Source organism: Amycolatopsis thermophila, assembly GCF_030814215.1.
Taxonomy (GTDB): domain Bacteria; phylum Actinomycetota; class Actinomycetes; order Mycobacteriales; family Pseudonocardiaceae; genus Amycolatopsis_E; species Amycolatopsis_E thermophila.
Map to the genome: position 1 here is coordinate 5,333,972 of NZ_JAUSUT010000001.1, position 22,331 is coordinate 5,356,302.

Genomic DNA, 22,331 nt, shown 5'->3' on the forward strand with positions numbered 1-22,331 from the left:
GGGGTAGTGGTCAGCCGGGCATACCCGGGCCTTCGACGACACCGTCGCCTGCTTGCGACCACGGCGCAGAATCGGGATCGACGGGACCAGCTACAAGAAGAACCACAAATACCTCATGGTGGTCGACCACGACACCGGCCGGGCGGGTGTGGGCGGCGGCCGGCGACAAACCGACGCCGGCCGCGTTCTTCGAGCTACGCGGGCCGCAGCGGTGCGCGCGGATCACGCATGTCCGGGCGGACGCGGCCGCCTGGATCGCCCAGACCGGTCACTGCCCAGTCCCGTGTGTCATCCGGCCAGCGCGGTGCGCGCCGTGGCGTGACCGACGGCCAGCCGGATCAGCGCGTCCGGGGCGCAGTGGACGTCGGCCAGCCCGGCCGCCACCGCCGCGCGGGCGCCGTAGCGGATTCCCCGCGGCGGCGCGGGGTGGACCACCCCGCCGGAGATGATCCGCAGGTCCGCGGCTTCGGCCAGGCGGTACCCGGCGCCGACCGCGTCACCGTTGACGGCGGCCACCACGGGAAGCGGATGGGCGCGCAGCGCGTCCAGCACCAGGGGCAACCGCTCCAGTGCCGCGGCGCGCGCCGGGACGCCCACGGGCTCGACGTCGGGAGCGAACACGTCGTGAGCACCGGTCAGGACGACCGGGTGGCCGGGGCCGATGTAGGTGAGGGCCGCGGCGAGCCCGTCGAGCAGCTCGGCGCTCAGGGCCCCCGGCGCCGTCCGGATGCGGACCACCACCGCTCCCGACTGGTAGTGCAGGTCGAGCATCATCGCCTCCTGAGCAGCGCTTCCGGGCAGGAACCGTCCTGTGGGGACGATACCGATGCGGCTCGCCTTCCCCTGTCTCACATTGAGACCTCCGTGCGGCGGCCGCTGTGGTGTGCTTCGATCCGTGGCCGGCCCGGACGTCGAAGGGATGGTGGTCCCGGTGCCATCGGGAATGGCGATCCAGTCGCACGATCACGAGCACGCCGGGTGCCTGGACCGGGCGCGCGAGAGCCTGGCCCGCTCCGGCTGGCGGATCGAGACCCCGGCGGGAAACGGGCGGACCCGCCCCGACACGGCTTTGCCGGCTCCGGCTCTTGCCACTGAGCGGCAACACCTCCTGTGAGCCCCGCCGCGGCGGCGGCAGTGTGGACGGTGGAACACCGACACCACAAGGGACAGACATGCCTCGGGACACCGTGCGCCTGGGTGACGTCGAGCTGGCCTACCGCATCGCCGGTGACGGGCCGGAACTGGTCGTGCTGGTGCACGGGTGGCCGCAGACCGGGGCGTGCCGGCGCCGGGTGATCGAGCCGCTGGCGGAGGGCCGCACCGTCGTCGCCCCGGACCTGCGCGGCTACGGGGACTCGGGGCCGGCCGGGACGGGGTACGACAAGCGCGCCACCGCGGCCGATCTCAGCGGCCTGATCCGCCACCTCGGGCACACCTCGGCGGTGGTGATCGGGCACGACCGTGGCGCCCGGGTCGCCCACCGGTGGGCGCTGGACCGTCCCGGGGAGGTGGATGCGCTGGTGCTGCTGGACATCCTGCCGACCCGGGTCGTCATGGACACGTTCGACCGCGACTCGGCGAGTGCGATGTGGCACTGGTTCTTCCACCGCAACGCCGAGCTCGCCGAGACACTGGTCGCGGGCAACGTCGAGGCCTACCTGGGCCACTTCTTCGCGCGGGTCCGTGCCTCCGGCGCGGTCGACGAGGAGACGTTCCGCCACTACGTCGCCGCGTTCAGCGAGCCCGGTCACCTGCGCGCGTCCTTCGCGGACTACCAGGCCGGTTTCACCACGGACCTCGACCTCGACGAGGCCGACCACGCCCGCGGCGTGCGGTTGGCGGCCCCGCTGCTCGTCCTGTGGGGCGCCGAGGGTGGTCTCGCCGGACGCGACGTCGTGCGCGTCTGGCAAGACCACCACCGCGATCCCTCCGCGGTGACCGGGCACGCGGTGCCCGGAGGGCACTACGTCCCCGAGGAAGCGCCCGAGGAGCTGGTGCGGGCGGTCGGCGCGTTCCTCGCCCGGACGCGGGTCACACCGCGGTGAGGCCGCCGTCGACGAGGATCTCGACACCGGTGATGTAGGAGGATTCGTCGCCGGCCAGGAACAGCACGGTGTCGGCGACCTCGCGCACGTCCCCGGCCCGCTTCATCGGCACGCCGTCGATCTGCCTGGCCCGCCACACCGGATCGGCCGAGCCGCGGGAGGTGCGCATCGGCGGGAGCATACCGGGAGCGACCGCGTTGACGCGGATCCCATCGCCGGCGTGCTGCACCGCGGCGGTCCGCGTCATCGACCGGACGGCGGCCTTGGACGCGCCGTAGCCCAGGTGGACGCCGAGCTGGCCGATCGAGGCCGAGATGGAGGACAGGTTGACGATGGAGCCGCCGCCGGAGCGGGCCATGGCGGCGGCGCCGTGCTTGATCCCGAGGAACACGCCCTTCGCGTTGACCAGCATGAGCTGGTCGAAGAACGCGGTGCTGGTGAGGTCGGGGTCGAACGTGCCGCTGATCCCGGCGTTGTTGACCAGGACGTCGAGCCGTCCGAACTCCTCGACGACCTCGTCGATCGTGGCGGCCCACGCGGCCTCGTCGGTGACGTCGAGGTGCACGTAGTGCGCGGTCCCGCCGGCGGCCCGGATCTCCTTGACGGTCGTGGCGCCGTCGTCGTCGGTGATGTCGGCGACGACGACTGTCGCGCCTTCGCGGGCGAACGCCTCGGCGGTGGCCCGGCCCATCCCGCTCGCCGCGCCGGTGATCAGCGCGATCTTGTCCTTCAGGCGCATGGGGTTCCTTTCCGTGGTCAGACGCCGATGCGTGTGCGTCGTTCGTCCGTTGTGGACGGGTTTCGTCCCTCGGTGGTGCCGGCGCCACCAGGGCGAGCATGACGGCCGCGCACGCCATCGTGACGGCCACGGTTGGGGTGGCGGCCGGTGGCCGCGAGCAGGCGCCCGGCCGGGCCGCCGGGTCCGGCGTGCCGGGCGAAGCTCGCGGTGACCGCCTCGGCCCCGGTCTCCTCCGGGAAACCGGTGATCACCGGGCCTGCTCCAGGTTCGTGCGCCAGGGCGGGACCGGGTAACCGGCGCGGTCGAGCACCTCCGCACCCGCGCCGTACGCGAGCCGGGCGGCGTCCGCCGTCGGCAGTGCGTCGAGCTCGTCGGAGAAGACCTCGACCGACACCGGCGCGGTGACCCCGTGCTCGCGCAGGGCCCGCAGCACGCCGGCCGTGTCGCCGGCGCCCCGGCCGGGCAGCAGACGCCGGTGGCGGGCCTCCTCGGTCAGGTCGGGGCCGGGTTCGGGGAGCACGTCGCACAGCTGGACGGTGACGATCTTCGACGCGGGAACACCGGCCAGATCCTCCGGCCGCCCGCCGGACCGGAGCCAGTGCCACAGGTCGAACGTGACGCCGCCGTTGCGCCGGTCCGCGGCGGCGACGACCTCCCACACCTCGGGAAGCGTCCGGACGTGGCTGTAGGGCAGGAACTCGAACCCGACCAGCACACCGTGTTCCGCGGCGCGGTCGCACAGCGCGGCGAACGGCTCCACCAGCTCGGACAGGGGGTGCTCGGAGAACATCGGGACGTTGAGGTGACGCACCCCGATCTCCGCGGCGAGGCGGAACATCGCCTCCTCCGCCGGGTCCACGCCCGCGGCCCAGTCCCAGGTGTGCTCCAGTTCGAAGACCCGTACGCCGTGGTGGTCGAGCAGATCGCGGATGTCCGCATCGGACAGTCCGGCCCCGAGGTAGTCGCCCACGCGCAGGCCGATGCCGGTGAACCCGGCGGCGGCCGCGGCGGCGACCCGGGTGGGCAGGTCGGCGAACCGCAGGGTGTTCGCGCTGCAGTTGAGGAACATCGAACGCCCTTTCAGTGCGGGTCGCCGGGCGTGGCCGAGCCGGCCAGCCACTGGGCGCCTTCGTCGTAGAGCCGGCCGACCGCGTCCCCGGTGAGCCCGGGCAGTCCCGTCCGCACGGTGAAGCCGGCCTTGGTCTGCACGTAGCCGAGGTGGCGGTACCCGGCGGGGAAGCGGGCCAGCAGGTCGCGGTCCAGCTCGAGCCGGGCCGACGGGTCCACCGGGTCCAGGCGGTCCTTCTCGTAGATGGGCTGGCGCCGCACGATCTTCCACTCCCCGTCCAGCCGCAGGCAGAAGTCGTAGAAGCGGCCGGTGCACACCACGTCGACCTCGATCCCGTCGACGCTCGCGCGCTGGTTGATCGTCATCTTCGTCTGGGCCACCGCCCGGTCGACGGCGACGTCCGCGGTGTGCCCGCCGAGGAAGTGCAGGATGCTCACCCCGCGGTCGAACCCGGCCTTGCTGGCCGCGATGAACTCGGCCGCCGGGCCCTGGAACCAGGTCGCGGACATCCAGCCCTGCTCCGGGTGCCACACCGTGGCGAACCGGTCCCAGTCGCCGGCGTCGCGCCACAGCGCCCAGTTCTCGGTGAGTTCCCGCAGTGCGAGCTTCTCGGCCCGGTCGGTCGGCACGGTGTCCTCCTGGTGAGTGGTCATGGGATGTGCGGCGCGAGGTGCGTCCCGGCCGTCACGTGCAGGGTTTCGCCGGTGATGGCCCCGGCGCGGGCGGAGAGCAGGAACGCCACGGCGTGTGCGATGTCAGCCGGTTCCACGAGCCTGCCCAGCGGTGAGGCGGCGGCGAACCGGCGCGCGTAGGCCTCGACGAACTCCGCGTCGCCCTTCTCCGCGTTCAACGGGGTGCGCACGAAGCTCGGCGCCACCACGTTTGATCGTGACCCCGAGCGCCCCCAGTTCCCGGCACGCGGTGCGGGTCAGGCCGACGAGACCGGCCTTCGACGCGGCGTAGGAGGGGGCGGTGGCGCCGCCGAGCCACACGCGCGAGCCGATCGACACCACGCGGCCGCCCCCGAGGCGGCGCCAGTGCGGGATGCAGTGCTTGATCATCAGCGCCGGGCCGGTGAGGTTGACGGCCTGGGTGGCCTGCCAGGCGGCCGGGTCGAGGCCGGCCAGCGAGTGCTGGGGTTCGATGCCGGCGTTGTTGACCAACGCGTCGACCCGCCCCCAGGTCGCGTCGACCTGGCCGACGGCGGCCCGCACGGACTCCTCGTCGGTGACATCGGCTTCGACGCCCAGCACGCGGGACGGCTCGCCGAAGTGGTCCGTGGCCTCCGGCGCGCCGCGGCGGTCCAGCAGCGCGACCCGGAACCCGTCACCGAGGAGGACTTCCGCGATCGCGGTGCCGAGCCCGCCGGCGCCGCCGGTCACGATCGCGACGGGCGCGCTCATCCGCACACCTTCCTCGCGAACCCGGTGATCTCGTCCGCCACCACCGCCGGCATCGACAGCATCGGTGAGTGGCTGGCCTCCAGTTCGCTGGTGGAATCGACGCGGGCGGCCATCATCCGCTGCACCCGCGGTGTGCACGCGCGGTCCAGCGTGCACACCACGAAGTGCGACGGCACGGTCCGCCACGCGGCCCGCGACACGATCGTCGACCGGGTGCTGGTGTGTTCGGGCGTCAGCCGCGCGGCCGCGCTCGCGGCATCGGCGGGGGAGCAGTCGTGGTAGAACGCGTGCCGCGCGACGGCGGGGTCGATGACGAGGTGGTCGCCGACCTGGCGGATGTCGTTCACCCCCGCCTGCGATCCGGCCGCGGCGTCGTTGACCGACGCCACCGATTCCCCCGGCTCCAGGCAGAACGCGCTCACGAACACCAGTCCGCGCACGTTCGGCGCGTCCCCGACCTCGCCCAGCAGCGCGCCGGAGTAGGAATGGCCGACGAGCACGACGTCACCCGGGATCCCGGCCTGGACGCCCGCGAGGTGGTCGCAGTGCCCGGGGAAGGTCGGGTCGCCCGGCGCGCGGTCCTCGCCGGGCAAGGTCACCGGGACGGACCGGTAGCCGTCCTCGTGCAGCAGAGTCGCCACACGCTCCCACGCCCAGCCTCCGTGCCACATGCCGTGCACGAGGACGATGGTCGGTGCGGTGCTCATCGAAGTGCTCCTTCCGTCGTGGGGACCGTCCGGTCCGCCGCGCCCTTCTGCTTGTCCCGCAGGCAATGGGTGAGCCCGATGCCCGCCACGTAGATCCCCGAGATGACCCAGATCGTGCCCTCGATCCCGAGCGGCCCGGTCAGCCCGGCGACCACCGGTCCCAGGAACTGGCTCACGCCCGCGCCCAGGTTGAGGATCGCCACGGCGCCGCCGATGTGCTGCGGCGCCAGCGACGGCAGAATCGCCGACAGGGGCACGAATCCGGCCAGCGCCGCCCCGTAGACCACGGCCACGCCGAGCACCGCCCAGAAGTTGGGGCCCAGCCACTCCGGCACGTAGTAGAACGCGGGCACGGTGACCGCGCAGGCCAGGCCGCCGAACCACGCCACGGTCCGCACCCGGCCCACGCGGTCGGCGACGTAGCCGAACACCGCGTTGGCCAGGACGTTGACCAGCAGCATCGTGCCCCACACGGTCTGCCATTCCGCAGTGGACAGTCCCACGTCGCGCACCATGTGGGTGGTCAGGAACACGACGAAGGCGTAGAAGCCCAGGGTGTTGATGATCCGCACGACGCCGCCGATGCCCACCTTGGGGCGCCGCGCGACGATGGTGAACGCGCCGACCATCGAGCGCAGGCTCGCGCCGAGGTCGGCCCGTTCCCGCCGGCGCGCGCGGACGCCGAGGACCAGGATGATCCCACCGGCACCGATGAACGCCAGCGACGAGGCGAGCGTGGCGAACTCGCCGATGAGCGGGATGGCCAGGCCCGCGTAGTAGGACCCCAGCACGCCGAGGCCGAGCATGGAGAAGAACCAGTACCAGCCGACCGCCTTGCCCATCACCGCCTCGGGGGTGTCGAGCGCGACCCACACGAGGAAACCGTAGGCGAACAGCGGGTATCCCAGACCGCGGACGCCGAAGCCGGCCAGCATCAGCGTGAAGTCGCCCTGGGCCAGCGCGAACAGGAACGCGACCTCGAAGGTGACCCAGATGGCGAACCCGGCCAGCATGACCCGGCGGGGGCCGAACGCCTCGGCGAGCGCACCCGAGAGCCACGCGGCCACGGCGACCACGAACCCGTAGACGCCCCACAGCAGCGAGACCTGGCCGGCGCCGAACCCGCGTTCGTCGAGGAAAGGCGACAGGAACCCGGCTTCGATGCCGTCGCCGACCATGAAGAGGGTCAGTGCCGCGAAACCCCAGCGGAGGTTCGGGACGATGCCCTGCCGCGCCCAGAATCCGGTCATCGCGGCGACCACGCAGTGGCAGGACGCGTGCCCGCGTCGTGGATGTCGTTCACCGTCAGAACCTCCTCGTTCCGTCCTTCGCGTGTCGCGGTGGTGCAGCGATCCTCAGGCGCGGACGACGTGGCGGACCAGCCTTCGTTGCCACTCAGTGGCAACCGCGGGTAGGTTCGCGAGGTGGCCGGCCGAACGAACTCACCCGGGGAAAGCGTCTCCCGCAGGTTGCTCACCGTCCTGGACTGCTTCGACGTGGCCCATCCCGCGCTGACGCTGACCGAGATCGCGCGGCGCAGCGGGCTGCCGATCTCCACCGCCCGCCGGCTGATCACCGAACTCCGGGACTGGGGCGGGCTGGAACGCCTCGACGACGGCCGGTACCGCATCGGCATGCGGTTGTGGACGATCGGCACGCTCGCGCCGCAGCAGCGCGGACTGCGCGAGGCCGCGCTGCCCTACATGCACGACCTGTTCCAGGCCACCCAGGAGAACATCCAGCTGACCGTGCTGGAGGGGCACCAGGCCCTGTGCATCGAGAAGATCTCCAGCACCAAGGCCGTTCCGACGCTGACGCAGGTGGGCGGCCGGCTGCCCCTGCACGCGACCGGTGTCGGGAAGTGCATCCTGGCCTTCTCGGGCAAGGAGCTGCTGAAGTCCCTCGCCGAGGCCGGCCTGCCGCGGATGACGCCGCACACGATCACGCAACCCGGCCGGCTCGCGACCGCGCTCGCCGAGGTCCGCAAGACCGGCGTCGCCTACTCCTACCAGGAGATGACGCTGGGCGCGGTGTCGGTCGCCGCGCCGATCCTCGCCCTCGACGGCCGGGTGCGCGCGGCCCTGGGCATCGTGGCGCACTCCCGCGCCGCCGTGGACCGGCTCGCGCCCGCGGTGCGCACGGCGGCGCTGGGGATCGCGCGCTCGACCCGGTGAGGCTGCCGCCGCGCGAGCGCGGGCCCGCTGTCGCGCCGCGTCGGTAGCTCTCCTTACTAAACTCGCCGGGTGTGGCCACCGCGAAGCCTTCGCTCGATCTGTTGCGCACCCTGACCGACGAGCACGTGCTGCGCGCGCTCATGGACCATCGGCGCCTGACCCGCGCCGAGCTCGCGAAGATCACCGGCATTTCCAAGCCGACGGTGTCGGAGAGCGTGCGGCGCCTGTCGGAGGCGGGGGTGCTCCGCGACACCGGTGAGCGCACGACCGGGCGGGGACGGGTCGGGTCGTACTACGCCCTGGCCGAGGATGCCGGGCTCGCCTTGGTCGCGAGCATGGCCCCGGAAGGTGTGGTGGCCGAGTGCGTGGACGGCCACGGCGATGTGGTCGCACGGGCCTCGCGTGCGGTGTCCCGGCCCGCGACGCCGGCCGAGGTGACGGCGGCGCTGCGGAAGACGGTGACCCAGGTGGCGAAGGAGGCCCGCGGGCCGCTGGTGCTCAGCGCGGTGAGCGCGGCCGACCCGGTGGACCGGCGTACGGGCCGGCTGGTGCACCTGCCCGACGCGCCGTTCCTGATCGGCGAACTGTCGCCCGTCGACGTGCTCGGTCCGCTGGTGGCCGGGCCGGTGCGGGTGGACAACGACGTGAACTGGGCGGCCCGGGCCGAGCGGGAGGCCGGCGCGGCCGCCGGTCTGGACGACTTCGCCTACCTGCACCTGGGCGCCGGCCTCGGGTGCGCGGTGGTGAGTGACGGTGAAGTGCGGCGCGGGGCCTGCGGGCTGGCGGGGGAGATCGCGCACCTGGTCACCGAGGGGCCGGACGGCCGGGCCGTGGCCTTCACCGAGGTGTTCGAGGTGCTCGGGCTGCGACAGCAGGGCACCGCGGCGATCGACGTCGCGGCGCTGCTCGAGGCGCTCGCCGGGGACGTGCTGGACGCCCTCGCCGCGGCGATCGGCGGAGTCCTCGCGGCTCTGCTGGCGCTCGGCGATCCCGGCGTCGTGGTGCTCGGCGGGGAGTGGGGCAGCCATCCGGCGCTGATCGACGCCGTGGAACGCCGCCTGCGCGAGAAGCCCCGGCGCGTTCCGCTCCGGCCGGCCGAGGTGGTCACCGAACCCGCCCTGGCCGGCGCGCGGTCCCATGCCCTGGTCGAGCTGAGGTCCCGCCTCGCGGCGCCCCCGCCGGGCGCGGATCGGTGAGGACTCTTGCCCGGGCCGGACGGGATCGCTAGCCTCACCTCTAGTTAGGATTCCTTACCAAAGGAGGCGGAGTGACCACCGCACCGCTCACCGCGCCGGAGCTGCCGCACTGGGAGTCCGTGCCGGAGGACCTGCCCGGGGCGATCCGGGAGGTCAAGGCCGCGCTGCGCGCGCGCATCGAAGCCTCCGGCCGCACGGTCGAGGAGGTGTTCGCCGTCGTCGAGCGCCGCGTCGCCGAGCGGATCGCCGGGATCCGGGCGGACCAGCGGCGGGGAGAGGGCGTGTGGCCGGTCATCGACTACACCGACATCGCCGCCGGCACGGTCAGCGAGGCCCAGCGGGCGAAGGTGCGGCGGCGTGGCTGCCTGGTCGTGCGCGGGCACTTCGAGCGCGAGCAGGCGCTGGACTGGGACGCGGACATCGTCGGGTACGTCGAGCGGAACAGGTTCTTCGAGAACTACCGTGGCCCGGGCGACGACTTCTTCGGCAGCGTCGGGTCCACGCCCGAGATCTACCCGATCTACTGGTCGCAGGCGCAGATGCAGGCGCGGCAGAGCGACCGGATGGCGCGGGTCCAGGCGTTCCTCAACTCGTTCTGGACGCACGAGTCCGGCGGCGTGCGGTGGTTCGACCCGGAGCGGGACGCGCTGTACCCGGACCGCATCCGGCGCCGACCGCCGGGCGCCGACTCGGCCGGGCTGGGCGCGCACTGCGACCCGGGGACGCTGGACCTGTGGATGACCAGTGCCTACCAGAAGGCGTTCCGGCACCTGTTCGACGGATCGGTGGAGCAGTACGACCCGTGGGACGCGGCCCACCGCACCTCCGGCCCGCAGTACCCCGGCTCGACGATGTGCTCGGTGTTCCGCACCTTCCAGGGCTGGACCGCACTGTCCGATATGGACCACGACCAGGGGGTGCTGCACACGGTTCCCGTCCCGGAGGCGATGGCCTACCTGATGCTGCGGCCGCTGCTGCCCGACGTGCCCGAGGACGACATGTGCGGCGTCACCGTCAACCAGGTCTTCCCGGCCGGGCACAAGTGGCACGCGGACCTGGTGGACGCCCTGACCGGAATCCCGGACGTGCGGGCCGGGGATTCGGTGTGGTGGCACTGCGACATGATCCACAGCGTCGCGCCGGTCACCGGCCAGAAGGGCTGGGGCAACGTCATGTACATCCCGGCCGCGCCGTGGTGCCCGCGCAACGAGGAGTACGCCGCCGGTGTCCGGGAGGCCTTCCTGAGCGGGTCCAGCCCCGCGGACTTCCCCGCCGAGCACTACGAACGGACCTGGACGGGCCGGTTCACCTACGACCAGCTGAACGACACCGGCCGCCGCGGTCTCGGCTTCGCCGAGGGCGTGTCCGCCGAAGACGCGGAGAAGCCGTAGCGCCGAGGCCGCAACGGCGTCGTCTAGGCTCGCGGGCATGCCGGACACGCAGTACGAAGACCTGCTCCGCCACGTCCTGGACACCGGAGCCCGCAAGGCGGACCGCACCGGGACGGGCACGCGGTCGGTCTTCGGGCACCAGCTGCGGTACCGCCTGTCCGACGGATTCCCGCTGATCACGACGAAGAAGGTGCACTTCCGCTCGATCGCCTACGAGCTGCTGTGGTTCCTGCGCGGCGACTCGAACGTCAAGTGGCTGCAGGACCACGGCGTCACGATCTGGGACGAGTGGGCGGGGCCGGACGGTGACCTGGGTCCGGTCTACGGCGTGCAGTGGCGCTCGTGGCCGACCCCGGACGGCGGGCACGTCGACCAGATCAGCGAGGTGCTGCGCACGCTGCGGGAGAACCCGGACTCACGGCGGATCGTCGTGTCCGCGTGGAACGTCGCCGACATCCCGCGGATGGCGCTGCCGCCGTGTCACGCGTTCTTCCAGTTCTACGTGGCCGAGGGCCGCCTGTCCTGCCAGCTGTACCAGCGCAGCGCGGACCTGTTCCTCGGTGTGCCGTTCAACATCGCCAGCTACGCGCTGCTGACGCACCTGATCGCCGAGCAGGTGGGCCTGCGGGCCGGTGACTTCGTCTGGACCGGCGGCGACTGCCACATCTACGACAACCACGTCGACCAGGTCCGCACCCAGCTCGCCCGCGAGGCGCGGCCGTTCCCGACACTGCGGCTGCGGCCGGCGGAGAGCCTGTTCGACTACACCTACGAGCACTTCACGCTCGAGGGCTACGACCCGCACCCCGGCATCAAGGCACCGGTGGCGGTGTGATCGGGCTTGTCTGGGCGCAGTCGGCGAACGGAGTCATCGGCCGCGACGGCGCGCTGCCGTGGCACCTGCCCGAGGACCTCAAGCACTTCCGCACGCTCACCGCGGGCGCGACGGTGCTCATGGGGCGCCGCACGTGGGAGTCGCTGCCGCCGCGGTTCCGGCCGCTGCCGGGCCGGCGCAACCTCGTGCTGTCGCGCACGCCGCAGGAAGGCGCCGAGACGTTCCCCGGCCTGACGCCGGTGCTCGACGCGGTGGCTGGTGACGTGTGGGTGATCGGCGGCGCGGCGGTGTACCGGGCGGCGCTGCCGTTCGCGGACCGGATCGTGGTGACCGAGATCCAGGAGCCCTTCGACGGCGACACGCACGCGCCCGAGGTGGGCCGCGCGCCGGACACGGTCGGCGAGTGGCAGGAGTCCGCGACCGGGCTGCACTACCGATTCCTGACCTGGGGCTGAGATTCGGGCCCCGGCCGGGGTGCTCGGCGGCAGCGGGCATCCGCGTGCCGGCGCTGGAGCTCGCCCGCGAGGCCGGTGGCCGGATGCGCCCGGGCGCTGGTGCTCATGCGCGGCACCGGCGGCCGTACCGGTGTGCGGTACGAGCACCGCGCCGTCCAGCCGGGGCCCGGTGGCCGCCATGCCGCGCGACTTCGGGCCGGCGGGTTCCACCGCGCGGCCGGCCGGTTGTGGCCTGGGGGCCGGGTTCCTTGCGATCCTGGGCGGCGCCGGCTCGGCTGATCGAGCCGCGGTGTGGCCACGGTTCTGGGCGGCGTCGGCGTGGCCGGCTGTCCCGCGGGTTCAGCGCCCGGTCGCGCCGTCGATCTGCTCGCGCAGGATGTCGGCGTGTCCGGCGTGCCGGGCGGTCTCCTCGATCAGGTGGGTCAGCGTCCACCGGCGGGACGGGCCGGGCGGCCGCGCTTGGCCGGGCACGGGCCCGGAGCGGTGAGGTCGGCCCAGGTGGCGATCCGCTCGTCGGCCGCGTCGTTGGTGTCGCGGTAGGCGTCGAGGATCGTCTGCGCGGTCTCGTCCGCACCGAGGTGGAAGGTGGCCTGCCAGTCTGCGGTGTCGCGACCGAGGAGCCAGTACCGTTCCACCGCGGTGAGGTGCTTGACGAGGCCGAGGAGGTTCGTTCCGGACGGTACGCCCGGCGCGCGGGCCTGTGCTTCCGGCACGCCCTCGGCCTTGGCCGTGACGGCGGCGCGCAGGTGGTCGAGGAACCCGGCGAGCACGTCGCGCTCGCCGGGTCCCGTCGGTGGTGGGCCGGTGTCGCGCTGCACTCTGGCGGTCATGTCATCAGTCTCGCGGTGATCCGGACTCGGCGCCCGTGAAGTTGCCGGCCCGGCAAAAACGAGCACGCCGGTGTCAGACGGCGAACAGCAGCGTGAGAATGAAACCAGGGGGGCCGTGGCAAATCGAGTGGCGCTGGAGCTGCTGCCGGAGATCCGAAGGCCCCGCCCCGGTCAGTCCTCAGTGGACGGCAACCCGTGCGCCTCGAGCCAGGCCTTGGCCCGCCGGGGCGACGCGCGGGCCAGCCACGCATCCTGCACGATTTCGGCCAGCTCGTCGTAGCTCAGCTCGCCGATCCGGGCCTCCCGCAGCAGGACCGACGGGTGCCCGTCGAAATGGGGCGTGGTGAAGAAGGGGTACCCCTCGTCCGCGACGAGGGCTTCCTTGTCCGCCTCGGAACCGACCCAGAACACGATCACGTCCGGGTAGCGCTCGCCGGTCACCGGATCCGCCGCGTCCGGCCGCGGGTTGCGGAAGAACACGAACGACCTGCCGCCGACCTGGTAGACCGGCCTGCCCTGGGATCCGACCACGCGCTCCACGTGCGGCATCCCCATCGCCAGGTCGTGCACGTCCTGCACGCGAGCCTTCCGGGTGTTCCCCATGCCGCGAGCCTAAGCCGCGCCGGCGGGAACCCGCAGCACGCCGGCGCCGGCGGGCCCGCGAAGGGCGGAGCCCACCGGCACCCCGCGATCAGGTCTCGCGGCCCGCGTAGCGTTCGGCCGCCGTGACCACCGCGCCGAGCAGTGACGCGGCATCCGTCCCGGTGGACACCAGGGTCAGCGGGACCGTGGTGCGGCACCCGATGGTGCACTCGCCCGTCGCCAGGCGGACCGGGACGACCGCGGGGCTGGGTGCTCCGGCGGCGATCACGACCTCGCCGTCGGCCGCGGAAGGCACGAGGCGGATTCCCGGCGCGGATCCGAGGACCAGGCGAACACCGCCGGAAGCGGCCGGGGCCCGGGCCGCCGTGAGCGCGGTGGTGATCCGGTCCCGGTCGGTCACCGGCGGCAGCTCCCGGCGCCGCCCGCCGCTGTCCAGCACCAGACGGGTCAGCGCCTGGTCCTGGGTCTCCTGCCAGGCCCGGACCACGGCGGCCGCCAGGCAGACCGCCAGGTCGTCACCGGCCAGTTCGCGGACCCGGGCATGGGCGTGCGCGACCACGTGCCCGTCCGTCCCGCCACCGGCCGGAACCGGATCGGGCACGGCGAGGAGCGTTTCGAGGATCCGGCGGGTCAGCCGGTGCGGGCCGACGTCGAACGACCGGGGATCGACACCGCGTTCGTGGAGGAGACGGCGGACCGCGGGTGACCACGGCCCGCCGCGCGGGGTGGCCGGACGGGGGTGCGCGACGCCGGCGGTCATACCAGCCTCTTCCGGATGGTCTGCACGATCCGCTCCACCCCGGGGATCACCGAATCCTCCAGCGCGGCGGCCGAGGGCAGGGGCACGTGCGGTGTCGTGATGCGCACCGGAGGCGCGTCCAGGTCCCAGAACACCTCGTCGGAGGCGATGGCGACGAGCTCGGCGCCCCAGCCGAGCAGCTGCGGGTTCTCCTCGACGGTGAACAGCCTGCCGGTGCGCGACACCGACTCCAGGATCGTCCGCGTGTCCAGCGGGACCAGCGACCGGACGTCGATCACCTCGAGGTCGATGCCCTCGCTCGCCAGCATTTCGGCGGCCTCGAGGGCGCGCGGGACCATGAGCCCGAGCGCCAGGACGGTGGCGTCGGTGCCGGGACGGCGGATCACGCTCGTGCCCAACGCGTCGACGATCTCCCCGTCGGGCACGTCGGCCTTGCTCGCGTACATCCCCTTGTGCTCGAAGAACAACACGGGGTCGTCCGACCGCACGGCCGCCGCCATCAGCCCCACCACGTCCCGCGGCGTCGAGGGGGTCACGACCTTCAGCCCGGGCACCGCCATCGCCCAGTTCTCGATCGACTGCGAGTGCTGCGCACCGAACCGCAGGTTGCCGCCGTTGCCCGTCTTGATCACCAGCGGGAGGGTGACCTGGCCGTTGGTCATGTACCTGGTCTTCGCGATCTGGTTCACCACGATGTCCCAGGTGACCGCGAAGAAGTCGGCGAACATGATCTCGGCGATCGGGCGCAGGCCCGTCATCGCCGCGCCCATCGCCGCACCCAGGATGGCCTGCTCGGCGATCGGGGTGTCGATCACCCGCCGCGGGCCGAACCGCTCGAGCAGCCCCGGCGTGGTCTTGAACACGCCGCCCGCGCCGGCGACGTCCTCGCCGATGAGCAGGACCCGTTCGTCGCGGTCCATCTCCTGGGCGATGCCGCGCGCGACCGCGGCGCGGTAGGTCAGTTCCGCCATGACGATCCTCCGTCGGCCCACACGTCCGTCAACGCGGACGCGATGTCGGGTTCGGCACCGTTGCGCGCGATTTCGGTGGCCTCGTCGACGGCCGCCGCGACCTCCCGGTCGATCGCGTCGAGCTCGGCCGCGGGGACGCCGAGCCGTCCGAGCCGTCCGCGGTAGAGGGTGATCGGGTCGTAGTCGAGCCACGCCCGCACCTCCTTGTCCGGCCGGTACTTCCCGGGGTCGGCACGCGAGTGCCCGCCGTGCCGGTAGGTCACGGCCTCGATGAGGCTCGGACCCTCGCCGGCCCGGGCCTGCGCCAGCAGCTCCTGCGCGGCCAGGTGGACGGCGTCCACGTCGTTGCCGTCGACGGTGCGGGACGCGAGCCCGTACGCCGCCGCCCGATCCGCGGCAGGCCGCGGGACCGCGGTGATGTCGCCGATCGGGGTGTACTCCATGTAGTGGTTGTTCTCGCAGACGAAGACGACGGGCAGCGAGTACACCGCCGCGAAGTTCAGCGCCTCGTGGAACGCGCCGATGTTGGTCGTGCCGTCGCCGAAGAAGCACACGGTCACCTGCCCGCTCCCGCGCAGCTGGGCCGACAGCGCGGCCCCGTTGGCGATCACCAGGTGCGCGCCGATGATCGCGTACGAGCCGAGCACGCCGTGCTCGACGCTGGTGAGGTGCATCGAGCCGCCCTTGCCGCCGAGCAGCCCGTTCGCGCGCCCCATCAGCTCGGCCAGCACCGGGGCCATCGGCACCCCGCGGGACAGGGTGTGCGCGTGCCCGCGGTAGGTGGCGAACGTGTAGTCGTCCGGGCGCATCGCCGCGCCGAACCCGGCGGAGATGGCTTCCATGCCCAGCGACAGGTGGCTGGTTCCCTTCACCAGGTTGCGCATGAACAGGTCGTAGGCCCGTTTCTCCAGCTGCCGAAGCTCCTGCAGCCGCCGGTAGAGTCCCAGCCGCGTGGACCGGTCGAGGGCGGCGTGGTCGAAGTCGCGGTTCTCCATCGGCGGCAGCACCGGCGCGTGCTCACCGTAGGGATGGGTTTGCAGCGGCCAGCTCACGCGCTCGCCCCCCCACGCCCGGCCGCGGTGTTGAGGTGCGACTGGGATTCGCGGACCGTGGGCAGCGGCCCGCCGACGGCCAGGTAGCGGGGTCCGGCCACCAGCAGCTCCTCGGCCGGGAACTTGGTGATCACCTCGCAGCCCTCCGGCGTCACCACCAGTTCCTCCTCGATGCGGGCCGCGCCGATCCCGTCCGCCGACGGCCAGTAGGTCTCGAGGGCGAACACGTTGCCGACCTCCAGCACCTCGGGGTGGTCGCGCGACACCAGCCGGGAGAAGATCGGCTTCTCCCAGATCGACAGGCCCACCCCGTGCCCGTACTGGAGGGCGAAGGCGGCTTCCTCGTCCGGGAATCCGAACTCCTGCGCGCGCGGCCACACCGACACGATGTTCGCCGTGGTGGCACCCGGCTTGACCAGCGCGATCGCCTGGTCCATGTACTCGCGGGCGCGGACGTAGGCGTCCCGCTGGGCCCGGCTCGCCGACCCGACGGCGAAGGTGCGGTAGTAGCAGGTGCGGTAGCCCTGGTGGCTGTGCAGGATGTCGAAGAACGCGGGGTCCCCGGGCCGGATGACGCGGTCGGAGAACACGTGCGGGTGCGGTGAGCAGCGTTCGCCGGAAATCGCGTTGACCCCCTCGACGTACTCCGAACCCAGGTCGTAGAGCCGTTTCGCGACCAGGCCCACGGCTTCGTTCTCCCGCACCCCCGGACGCAGGAACTCGTACAGGTCCGCGTAGGCGGCGTCCACCATGGAGCACGCCTGGGTGAGCAGGGAGATCTCGTCGGCCGTCTTGACCCGTCGCGCCTCGAGGAAGACCTGCTGGCCGTCGGCGACGGTGACCCCGGCCCGCTGCAACGCGGCCAGCACCGGCATCTCGACCACGTCGACGCCCAGCGGTTCGCCCAGCAGGCCGAACTTCTCCAGCTCGCGCTTGATCTTCGCGGCCACGTCGTCGGCGATTCCCGCGCCGGCGTGGAACGCGCCGCGCAAGGTGGAGATGCCGGCCCGGGCCCCGGACTCGGCGCGCGGCCGCACCGCGCCGTGGTGGGGCGCGTGCGGGTCGGCGTCCGCCTCCGCGGTCGTGGTGGACAGCCACGGGTTGAACAGCTGGTGGTGCTTGGCCGCCGACCCGAAGTCCCACACGATCGGATCGGAGTTGCGGGTGAGCAGCGCGAACCGGATCAGCTTGTCCGTGGCCCAGGTGCCGATGTGCGTGGCGGACATGTAGCGGATGTTGGCGAAGTCGAACGCCAGCACCGCGCCGAGCGCGGACTCGTCCAGCTGCTCGCGCAGCCGGGCGAGCCGCTCGGCGCGGAGCCGGCCGAAGTCGATCCGGGTCTCCCAGTCGACGCTGTTGGGCCCGTAGGTGGCGATGGGCATCGGGGTTTCCTTTCCTGCCTGGGAAGTCGGGGTGCGAGGAGGTCAGACGAGCACCATGCCGCCGTCGACCGGGAGCACCTGGCCGGTGATGTAGTCGGAGCCGGGACCGGCGAGGAAGACCGCGACCGGCACGACGTCCTCGGGCTCGGCCGCCCGGCCGAGCAGGATGTCGCCGGCCATCGAGGCGAAGCCGGAATCGCCCTCGCCGATGCCGGCCAGGTCGCGGTCGAGCTTGTCCCACAGGGGAGTGCGCACGACACCGGGGGAGAACGCGTTGACCGTGATGCCGTGCGGCGCCAGGGCGCGCGCACCGGCCTGCGTCAGCGAGATGACCGCGGCCTTGCTCGCGCTGTAGGGCGCGAAACTGGGGAACCCCTGCCGCCCGGCGATGGACGCGGTGTTGACGATCTTGCCGCCGCCGCCCTGCCGCAGGAACTGCCGCGCCGCCTCCTGGCAGCCGATCACCACGCCGAACGCGTTCACCCGCATGATGCGGTCCCACACGGACTCGGTGATGTCGAGGAACTTCTCGGGCTCGTTGAACCCGGCGTTGTTGAAGTAGGCGTCGAGCCGCCCGAACTCCGCGGCCGCCCGGGCGATCGTGGCGCGGACCTGGTCCCGGTCGGTGACGTCGGTGCGCACCGCGATCGCCCGTCCGCCACCGTCCCGGATGGACTCCGCGACCAGCCCGGCTTCGGCGTCGTCGAGGTCGGCCAGCACCACGGCGGCGCCTTCGGCGGCCAGGCCGTGGGAGAGCGCCGCGCCGATACCCCGGGCGGCGCCCGTCACCACGATCGTCCGGTCGTCCAGTCGTCCCGTCATGTCGAGGTCCCTTTCGGTCAGTGGAAGACGACGCCGCCGTTGACGTCGAGCGAGGCGCCGGTGATGTAGGAACTGGCGGGCGAACTGAGGTAGACGACGGCGTCGGCGATCGTCTCCGGTGCGCCCGCTGCGCGGAGCGGGATCTTGTCCCACTCCGTCTTCTTCATCTCGTCGAAGGTGACGCCGCGTTCCTCGGCCTCCCGCCGCAGCGCCTGCCGGTGCATGCCGGTGTCGATGTTGCCCGGGCACACCGTGTTGGCCCGCACCAGCGGCGCGAGTTCGTCGGCCAGCGCCTGGGTGAAGACGATCAGAGCCGCCTTGGACGTGCAGTACGACGAGAACAGCGCGCGCCCGGAACGTCCCCAGAACGAGGCGACCGACACGATCGTGCCGCCACCGCCGGCGCGCAGCAGGGGCACGAACGCCCTGCTGACCAGGAACGGCCCGGTGAGGTTCACGCCGAGGACCCGGTTCCATTCGGCGAGGGAGAGATCCTCCACCGCCGCGGCGTCCTGCAGCACACCGGCGACCAGGGCCAGGTGGTCCAGCCGCCCGAACCGCTCGGCGACCGCGCGGGCCATCGCGGCGACCGACGCCTCGTCGGTGACGTCGGCGACGAACGAGTGGAAGGTCCTGCCGGGGAAGGCCCGGGCCGCGGCCCGCGTGGTCTCGTGCACCCCGGGGTGCGCGTCGACGAGCGCCACGTCGGCGCCCGCTTCCGCGTAGCGGTGGACCGTCGCGGTGCCGATCCCGCCCGCGGCGCCGGTGACCAGCGCGACCTGACCGGCGGGAAAAGTCAGCGAACCCATGATCGGTGCTCCTTGGTGGTGAAGGCGACGAGGTGCCGGACCGGCGGCGGGGCGGAACTGTTCGCGACGCTGTTCGCTGTCACTGAACGCCCGGCGGGCAGCATGACACAGCGATGGCCGGTCTTGTCAAGTGCCGCTGTGATTGCGAGTGCTGGGAAGGCTGAGTGGACCGTCCAGACCGGCCCGCTCGGTGTACAGTGGCATTGCACGTATGTATGCTCGGCATGTTCGACGGCAACGACCGGTCACCGGCCGGGGACGGCGAGGGTGGAATCGTGGACGACAAGATCGGCCCGGCGCTGCGGGAGGCCCGCATCGGCAAGGGTCTCAGCCTGCGCAGCGTGGCCACGGCCACCGGCATCTCGGCGAGCCTGCTGTCCCAGGTCGAGACCGGGAAGTCCCAGCCCTCGGTGAGCACCCTGTACTCCCTGGTCAACTTCCTCGGTGTCTCGCTCGACGAGCTGCTGGGCATCGACGTCCCGCGGAACCCGCCGTCCGGCGGGGTCTCCACAGTGGACAGCGAGGTGCGGGGCGGCCGGCCTTCGCCGGTCCAGCGCGCCGCGGACAACCCGGTCCTCGACATGGACAACGGAGTGCGCTGGGAGCGGCTGGCGGGTGGCGACCACGACCTGGTCGACCCCCTGCTGGTGACCTACGCGCCGGGCGCGAGCAGTTCGGTCGAAGGCCGCCTGATGCGGCACAGCGGCGTCGAGTACGCCTATCTGCTGTCCGGGGAACTCACGCTGCAGCTGGAGTTCGACCGGTACGTCGTGCACGCGGGCGACTCGTTCTGCTTCGACTCGACCCGGCCCCACCTCTACCACAACCACACCGGCAAACCGGCCCGCGGGCTCTGGTACGTCGTCGGACGCCACACCCTGGACCACACCCGGGACCAGGTCGCCGCCCTGCTGAACCGGCCCGAACCGGCCGGAAGCGCGCGGCGCCCGGCCAACGTGGTGGAGGCCCTCGAACTCCTCGACCAGGTGAGGCAGGCGAACCAGGGCGACCGCTGAGCTTCGAAGGAGCAGCTTTGACGGACGCACGGACCACCAAGAACGGACTCGACGGGAAGGTCGCCTTCGTGACCGGGGGCGCACAGGGAATCGGGGCGGCCATCTCCGCAGCGCTGGCCGAGGCGGGCGCCACCGTGGTGATCGGCGACCTCGACGAGGAGCGGGCCGGCCGGACCGCCGGCGAGGTCGCGGCGGCCGCGGGCGGCAAGGCCGGCGCGGTCGCGGTCGACGTCACCGACCCCGTCTCGGTCGCGGCCGCCGCACGCGCGACGCTGGACCGCCACGGGCGGGTCGACGTCCTGGTCAACAACGCCGGCATCAGCAACGACCAGCCGACGTTCGAGCACGACGACGCCACCTGGGACCGCACGATCGCGGTCAACCTCAGCGGTGCGTTCTTCGCCGCCCGCGAGTTCGGCCGGCACATGCGCGAGCGCGGTGGCGCGATCGTGAACATCTCCTCGATCGCCGCGCTGGTGGCCGGCAGCCCGGAACGGCACGTCGCCTACGACGTCAGCAAGGCCGGGATCATCGCGCTGACCAGGACGCTCGGCGTGGAGTGGGCCCCGCTGGGCATCCGGGTCAACGCGGTGGCCCCGGGCTACACCGACACCGAGATCCTCCGCGCCGTGGGGTCGGCCAACCCGGAGGTCCTGGACACGTGGCTGTCGCAGGTGCCGCAACGCAGGCTGATCGATCCCGCGGAGATCGCGCGGGTGGTGACCTACCTCGCCTCCGACGGCGCCTCGGCGATCACCGGGCAGCTGATCGTCGCCGACGGCGGGTACTCGGCCTCGGCCTGACGCGACCGGTGGCCGCCGCGCCGTGCGGCGGCCACCGGTGCTCACGCGGGTATGATCCGCAGCTCCCGCAGCAGATCGAAGTGGCGGGAGAACGCGTCGAGGGTGCACACGTAGCCGGTGAACCCGGCCTTGCGGCTCTTGCTCAGGTCGGTCAGGCACTCCACGGGGCGGTTCAGGTCGCCGTCGGTGTGCCACCAGGACGCCAGCCGGCCGAGGTCGCGCTCGCGCAGCCCGTGCCGCGCGGCGAGTTCGGCCCAGACCGGCTCCATGCCCGCCATCTGCTGTTCCAGTGGTCGCGGCGCGGTGTCGTAGCCCGCGGGTTCCACGCCGAGGAGCCCGGCGATGCGCGGCCACATCCACCGCCAGCGGAAGACGTCGCCGTTGGCCACGTTGAACGCCTGGTCCCGGCCGGCATCCGTGGTCGCGGCCCAGATCATCTGGTCGGCGAGCAGGTCCGCGTCGGTCATGTCGGTCAGGCCGTGCCACTGGGCCTCCGATCCCGGGAACCGGAACGGCCGGCCGGTTTCCCGGCACAGCACGGCCTGGACCGCCAGCGTCGTCGCCATGTTCATCGCGTTGCCGATCGCGTGCCCGATCACCGTGTGCGCCCGGTGGACGCTCCAGGTGAAGCCGTGCCGGGCCGCCGCCGCGAACAGCTCGTCCTCCTGGGCGTAGTAGAAGTTCGGCGTGTCCAGCCTCGGTTCGTCCTCGTGGAACGGGGTGTCCGGCAGTGTGCCGCGGCCGTAGGCCTCGAACGGGCCCAGGTAGTGCTTGAGGCCGGTCATCAACGCCACGTGCCGCAGCCGGCCGCCGTCCGCCGCGGCGGCCACGACGTTGCGCACGATCCGGGCGTTGACCTCGATGTTCTCCGCCTCCGTCCGCTGCCGCGACCAGGCGGTGAGGAAGACGTGCGTCGGCGCGAGCGGCGTGATCGCGGCGGTGGCCGAGGCCTGGTCGGTGACGTCCGCCAGCACCGGCCGCACACCGGGGACGGGCGCCGGCTCACGCCGGGAGAGCCCGTCGACCGGCCACCCGAGTCCGGTCAGCCGGCGTGCCACCGCGCTTCCCGCGATACCCGTGGCGCCGACTACGAGGGCCGACGGGGTCGAAGCAGTCATGAGCTGTCCCTCCGTGCAGGTCTTTTCACTGTGGATGAACACTCGGCGTCGAAGCGAAGAGGACGGACGAGACGGGAGAACTCGTTGGCAAATCCCGGTTTATCTCCCGGACGAGGCGCGCCGGCCGGGTTGGGCGAGCTCGAGGTCATCC

26 protein-coding genes are annotated in these 22,331 nt (G+C 72.5%); 8 read left to right on the plus strand and 18 right to left on the minus strand.

The window, feature by feature from the left end; genetic code table 11:
- Positions 1-288: 288 nt before the first annotated feature.
- The gene (locus FB470_RS26165; RefSeq protein WP_306995776.1) at positions 289-852 is read right to left on the minus strand and encodes an enoyl-CoA hydratase/isomerase family protein; all 564 of its coding nucleotides are present in this window, start codon (positions 850-852) and stop codon (positions 289-291) included.
- A 320-nt stretch (positions 853-1,172) separates the two neighbouring features.
- On the opposite strand from FB470_RS26165, the gene FB470_RS26170 reads away from it, so the two are divergent.
- Complete coding sequence (locus tag FB470_RS26170; protein WP_306995778.1) at positions 1,173-2,045, plus strand: alpha/beta fold hydrolase; 873 nt, start codon at positions 1,173-1,175, stop codon at positions 2,043-2,045.
- Here the strand turns inward: FB470_RS26170 and FB470_RS26175 are convergent.
- The 7 genes from FB470_RS26175 to FB470_RS26205 form a co-directional block, all read right to left on the minus strand.
- Positions 2,032-2,784: an SDR family NAD(P)-dependent oxidoreductase gene (locus FB470_RS26175; RefSeq protein ID WP_306995780.1), complete on the minus strand. Its 753-nt coding sequence runs from the start codon at positions 2,782-2,784 to the stop codon at positions 2,032-2,034. The two genes, FB470_RS26170 and FB470_RS26175, sit on opposite strands and share 14 nt — an antisense overlap.
- A 247-nt stretch (positions 2,785-3,031) precedes the next feature.
- On the minus strand, positions 3,032-3,853 hold the full coding sequence (locus FB470_RS26180) for a sugar phosphate isomerase/epimerase family protein (RefSeq protein WP_306995782.1): 822 nt from the start codon (positions 3,851-3,853) through the stop codon (positions 3,032-3,034).
- An 11-nt stretch (positions 3,854-3,864) separates the two neighbouring features.
- Positions 3,865-4,506 carry a nuclear transport factor 2 family protein gene (locus tag FB470_RS26185; protein WP_306995785.1) on the minus strand — a complete coding sequence of 214 codons (642 nt, stop codon included), beginning with the start codon at positions 4,504-4,506 and terminating at the stop codon, positions 3,865-3,867.
- Entirely contained in the window at positions 4,503-4,703 is a 201-nt protein-coding gene (locus tag FB470_RS26190) for an SDR family oxidoreductase (protein WP_370876699.1), read from the minus strand. Before FB470_RS26190 ends, FB470_RS26185 begins: the two co-directional genes overlap by 4 nt.
- On the minus strand, positions 4,609-5,256 hold the full coding sequence (locus FB470_RS26195) for an SDR family NAD(P)-dependent oxidoreductase (RefSeq protein WP_370876570.1): 648 nt from the start codon (positions 5,254-5,256) through the stop codon (positions 4,609-4,611). Before FB470_RS26195 ends, FB470_RS26190 begins: the two co-directional genes overlap by 95 nt.
- Positions 5,253-5,963 carry an alpha/beta fold hydrolase gene (locus FB470_RS26200; RefSeq protein WP_306995788.1) on the minus strand — a complete coding sequence of 237 codons (711 nt, stop codon included), beginning with the start codon at positions 5,961-5,963 and terminating at the stop codon, positions 5,253-5,255. The genes FB470_RS26195 and FB470_RS26200 overlap by 4 nt, the downstream gene beginning before the upstream one ends.
- Positions 5,960-7,213, minus strand: a complete 1,254-nt coding sequence (locus FB470_RS26205) for an MFS transporter (protein WP_306995789.1) — start codon at positions 7,211-7,213, stop codon at positions 5,960-5,962. Before FB470_RS26205 ends, FB470_RS26200 begins: the two co-directional genes overlap by 4 nt.
- Before the next feature lie 174 nt (positions 7,214-7,387).
- On the opposite strand from FB470_RS26205, the gene FB470_RS26210 reads away from it, so the two are divergent.
- From FB470_RS26210 to FB470_RS26230, 5 genes are all read left to right on the plus strand, one after another.
- A complete protein-coding gene (locus FB470_RS26210; protein WP_306995791.1) occupies positions 7,388-8,137 on the plus strand; it encodes an IclR family transcriptional regulator in 750 nt (249 codons plus the stop codon).
- Positions 8,138-8,208: 71 nt separating this feature from the next.
- Complete coding sequence (locus FB470_RS26215) at positions 8,209-9,333, plus strand: ROK family transcriptional regulator (RefSeq protein ID WP_306995793.1); 1,125 nt, start codon at positions 8,209-8,211, stop codon at positions 9,331-9,333.
- A gap of 71 nt (positions 9,334-9,404) precedes the next feature.
- A complete protein-coding gene (locus FB470_RS26220; protein ID WP_306995795.1) occupies positions 9,405-10,724 on the plus strand; it encodes a DUF1479 domain-containing protein in 1,320 nt (439 codons plus the stop codon).
- A 37-nt stretch (positions 10,725-10,761) separates the two neighbouring features.
- Positions 10,762-11,559, plus strand: a complete 798-nt coding sequence (locus FB470_RS26225; RefSeq protein WP_306995798.1) for a thymidylate synthase — start codon at positions 10,762-10,764, stop codon at positions 11,557-11,559.
- Positions 11,556-12,014, plus strand: a complete 459-nt coding sequence (locus FB470_RS26230; RefSeq protein WP_306995800.1) for a dihydrofolate reductase — start codon at positions 11,556-11,558, stop codon at positions 12,012-12,014. Before FB470_RS26225 ends, FB470_RS26230 begins: the two co-directional genes overlap by 4 nt.
- Positions 12,015-12,353: 339 nt before the next feature.
- On the opposite strand, the gene FB470_RS26235 is transcribed toward FB470_RS26230, so the two are convergent.
- The 9 genes from FB470_RS26235 to FB470_RS26275 all read right to left on the minus strand — a co-directional run bounded on the left by FB470_RS26235 (position 12,354) and on the right by FB470_RS26275 (position 19,243).
- Positions 12,354-12,485, minus strand: coding sequence for a mycothiol transferase (locus tag FB470_RS26235; protein ID WP_306995802.1), 132 nt, complete (start codon positions 12,483-12,485; stop codon positions 12,354-12,356).
- Entirely contained in the window at positions 12,437-12,844 is a 408-nt protein-coding gene (locus FB470_RS26240; protein WP_306995804.1) for a mycothiol transferase, read from the minus strand. Before FB470_RS26240 ends, FB470_RS26235 begins: the two co-directional genes overlap by 49 nt.
- 171 nt (positions 12,845-13,015) lie before the next feature.
- Positions 13,016-13,447 (minus strand): MmcQ/YjbR family DNA-binding protein, encoded by a 432-nt coding sequence (locus FB470_RS26245; protein ID WP_306995806.1) that lies wholly within the window; start codon positions 13,445-13,447, stop codon positions 13,016-13,018.
- Between the two features lie 88 nt (positions 13,448-13,535).
- Positions 13,536-14,207: a hypothetical protein gene (locus tag FB470_RS26250; protein WP_306995808.1), complete on the minus strand. Its 672-nt coding sequence runs from the start codon at positions 14,205-14,207 to the stop codon at positions 13,536-13,538.
- A complete protein-coding gene (locus FB470_RS26255) occupies positions 14,204-15,178 on the minus strand; it encodes an alpha-ketoacid dehydrogenase subunit beta (RefSeq protein WP_306995810.1) in 975 nt (324 codons plus the stop codon). Before FB470_RS26255 ends, FB470_RS26250 begins: the two co-directional genes overlap by 4 nt.
- Complete coding sequence (locus FB470_RS26260; protein ID WP_306995812.1) at positions 15,166-16,230, minus strand: thiamine pyrophosphate-dependent dehydrogenase E1 component subunit alpha; 1,065 nt, start codon at positions 16,228-16,230, stop codon at positions 15,166-15,168. Before FB470_RS26260 ends, FB470_RS26255 begins: the two co-directional genes overlap by 13 nt.
- On the minus strand, positions 16,227-17,612 hold the full coding sequence (locus FB470_RS26265; RefSeq protein ID WP_306995814.1) for a M24 family metallopeptidase: 1,386 nt from the start codon (positions 17,610-17,612) through the stop codon (positions 16,227-16,229). The genes FB470_RS26260 and FB470_RS26265 overlap by 4 nt, the downstream gene beginning before the upstream one ends.
- A 42-nt stretch (positions 17,613-17,654) precedes the next feature.
- Complete coding sequence (locus tag FB470_RS26270) at positions 17,655-18,434, minus strand: SDR family NAD(P)-dependent oxidoreductase (protein ID WP_306995815.1); 780 nt, start codon at positions 18,432-18,434, stop codon at positions 17,655-17,657.
- A 17-nt stretch (positions 18,435-18,451) separates the two neighbouring features.
- Positions 18,452-19,243: an SDR family NAD(P)-dependent oxidoreductase gene (locus tag FB470_RS26275; RefSeq protein WP_306995817.1), complete on the minus strand. Its 792-nt coding sequence runs from the start codon at positions 19,241-19,243 to the stop codon at positions 18,452-18,454.
- 275 nt (positions 19,244-19,518) lie between these two features.
- Here FB470_RS26275 and FB470_RS26280 point away from each other — a divergent pair, with 275 nt between their 5' ends.
- Positions 19,519-20,259, plus strand: coding sequence for a cupin domain-containing protein (locus tag FB470_RS26280; RefSeq protein WP_306995819.1), 741 nt, complete (start codon positions 19,519-19,521; stop codon positions 20,257-20,259).
- A 17-nt stretch (positions 20,260-20,276) separates the two neighbouring features.
- Positions 20,277-21,062, plus strand: coding sequence for an SDR family NAD(P)-dependent oxidoreductase (locus FB470_RS26285; RefSeq protein ID WP_306995821.1), 786 nt, complete (start codon positions 20,277-20,279; stop codon positions 21,060-21,062).
- A gap of 41 nt (positions 21,063-21,103) precedes the next feature.
- Here FB470_RS26285 and FB470_RS26290 read toward each other — a convergent pair whose 3' ends face one another.
- Positions 21,104-22,180: an SDR family oxidoreductase gene (locus FB470_RS26290; RefSeq protein WP_306995823.1), complete on the minus strand. Its 1,077-nt coding sequence runs from the start codon at positions 22,178-22,180 to the stop codon at positions 21,104-21,106.
- Positions 22,181-22,331: the final 151 nt, after the last annotated feature.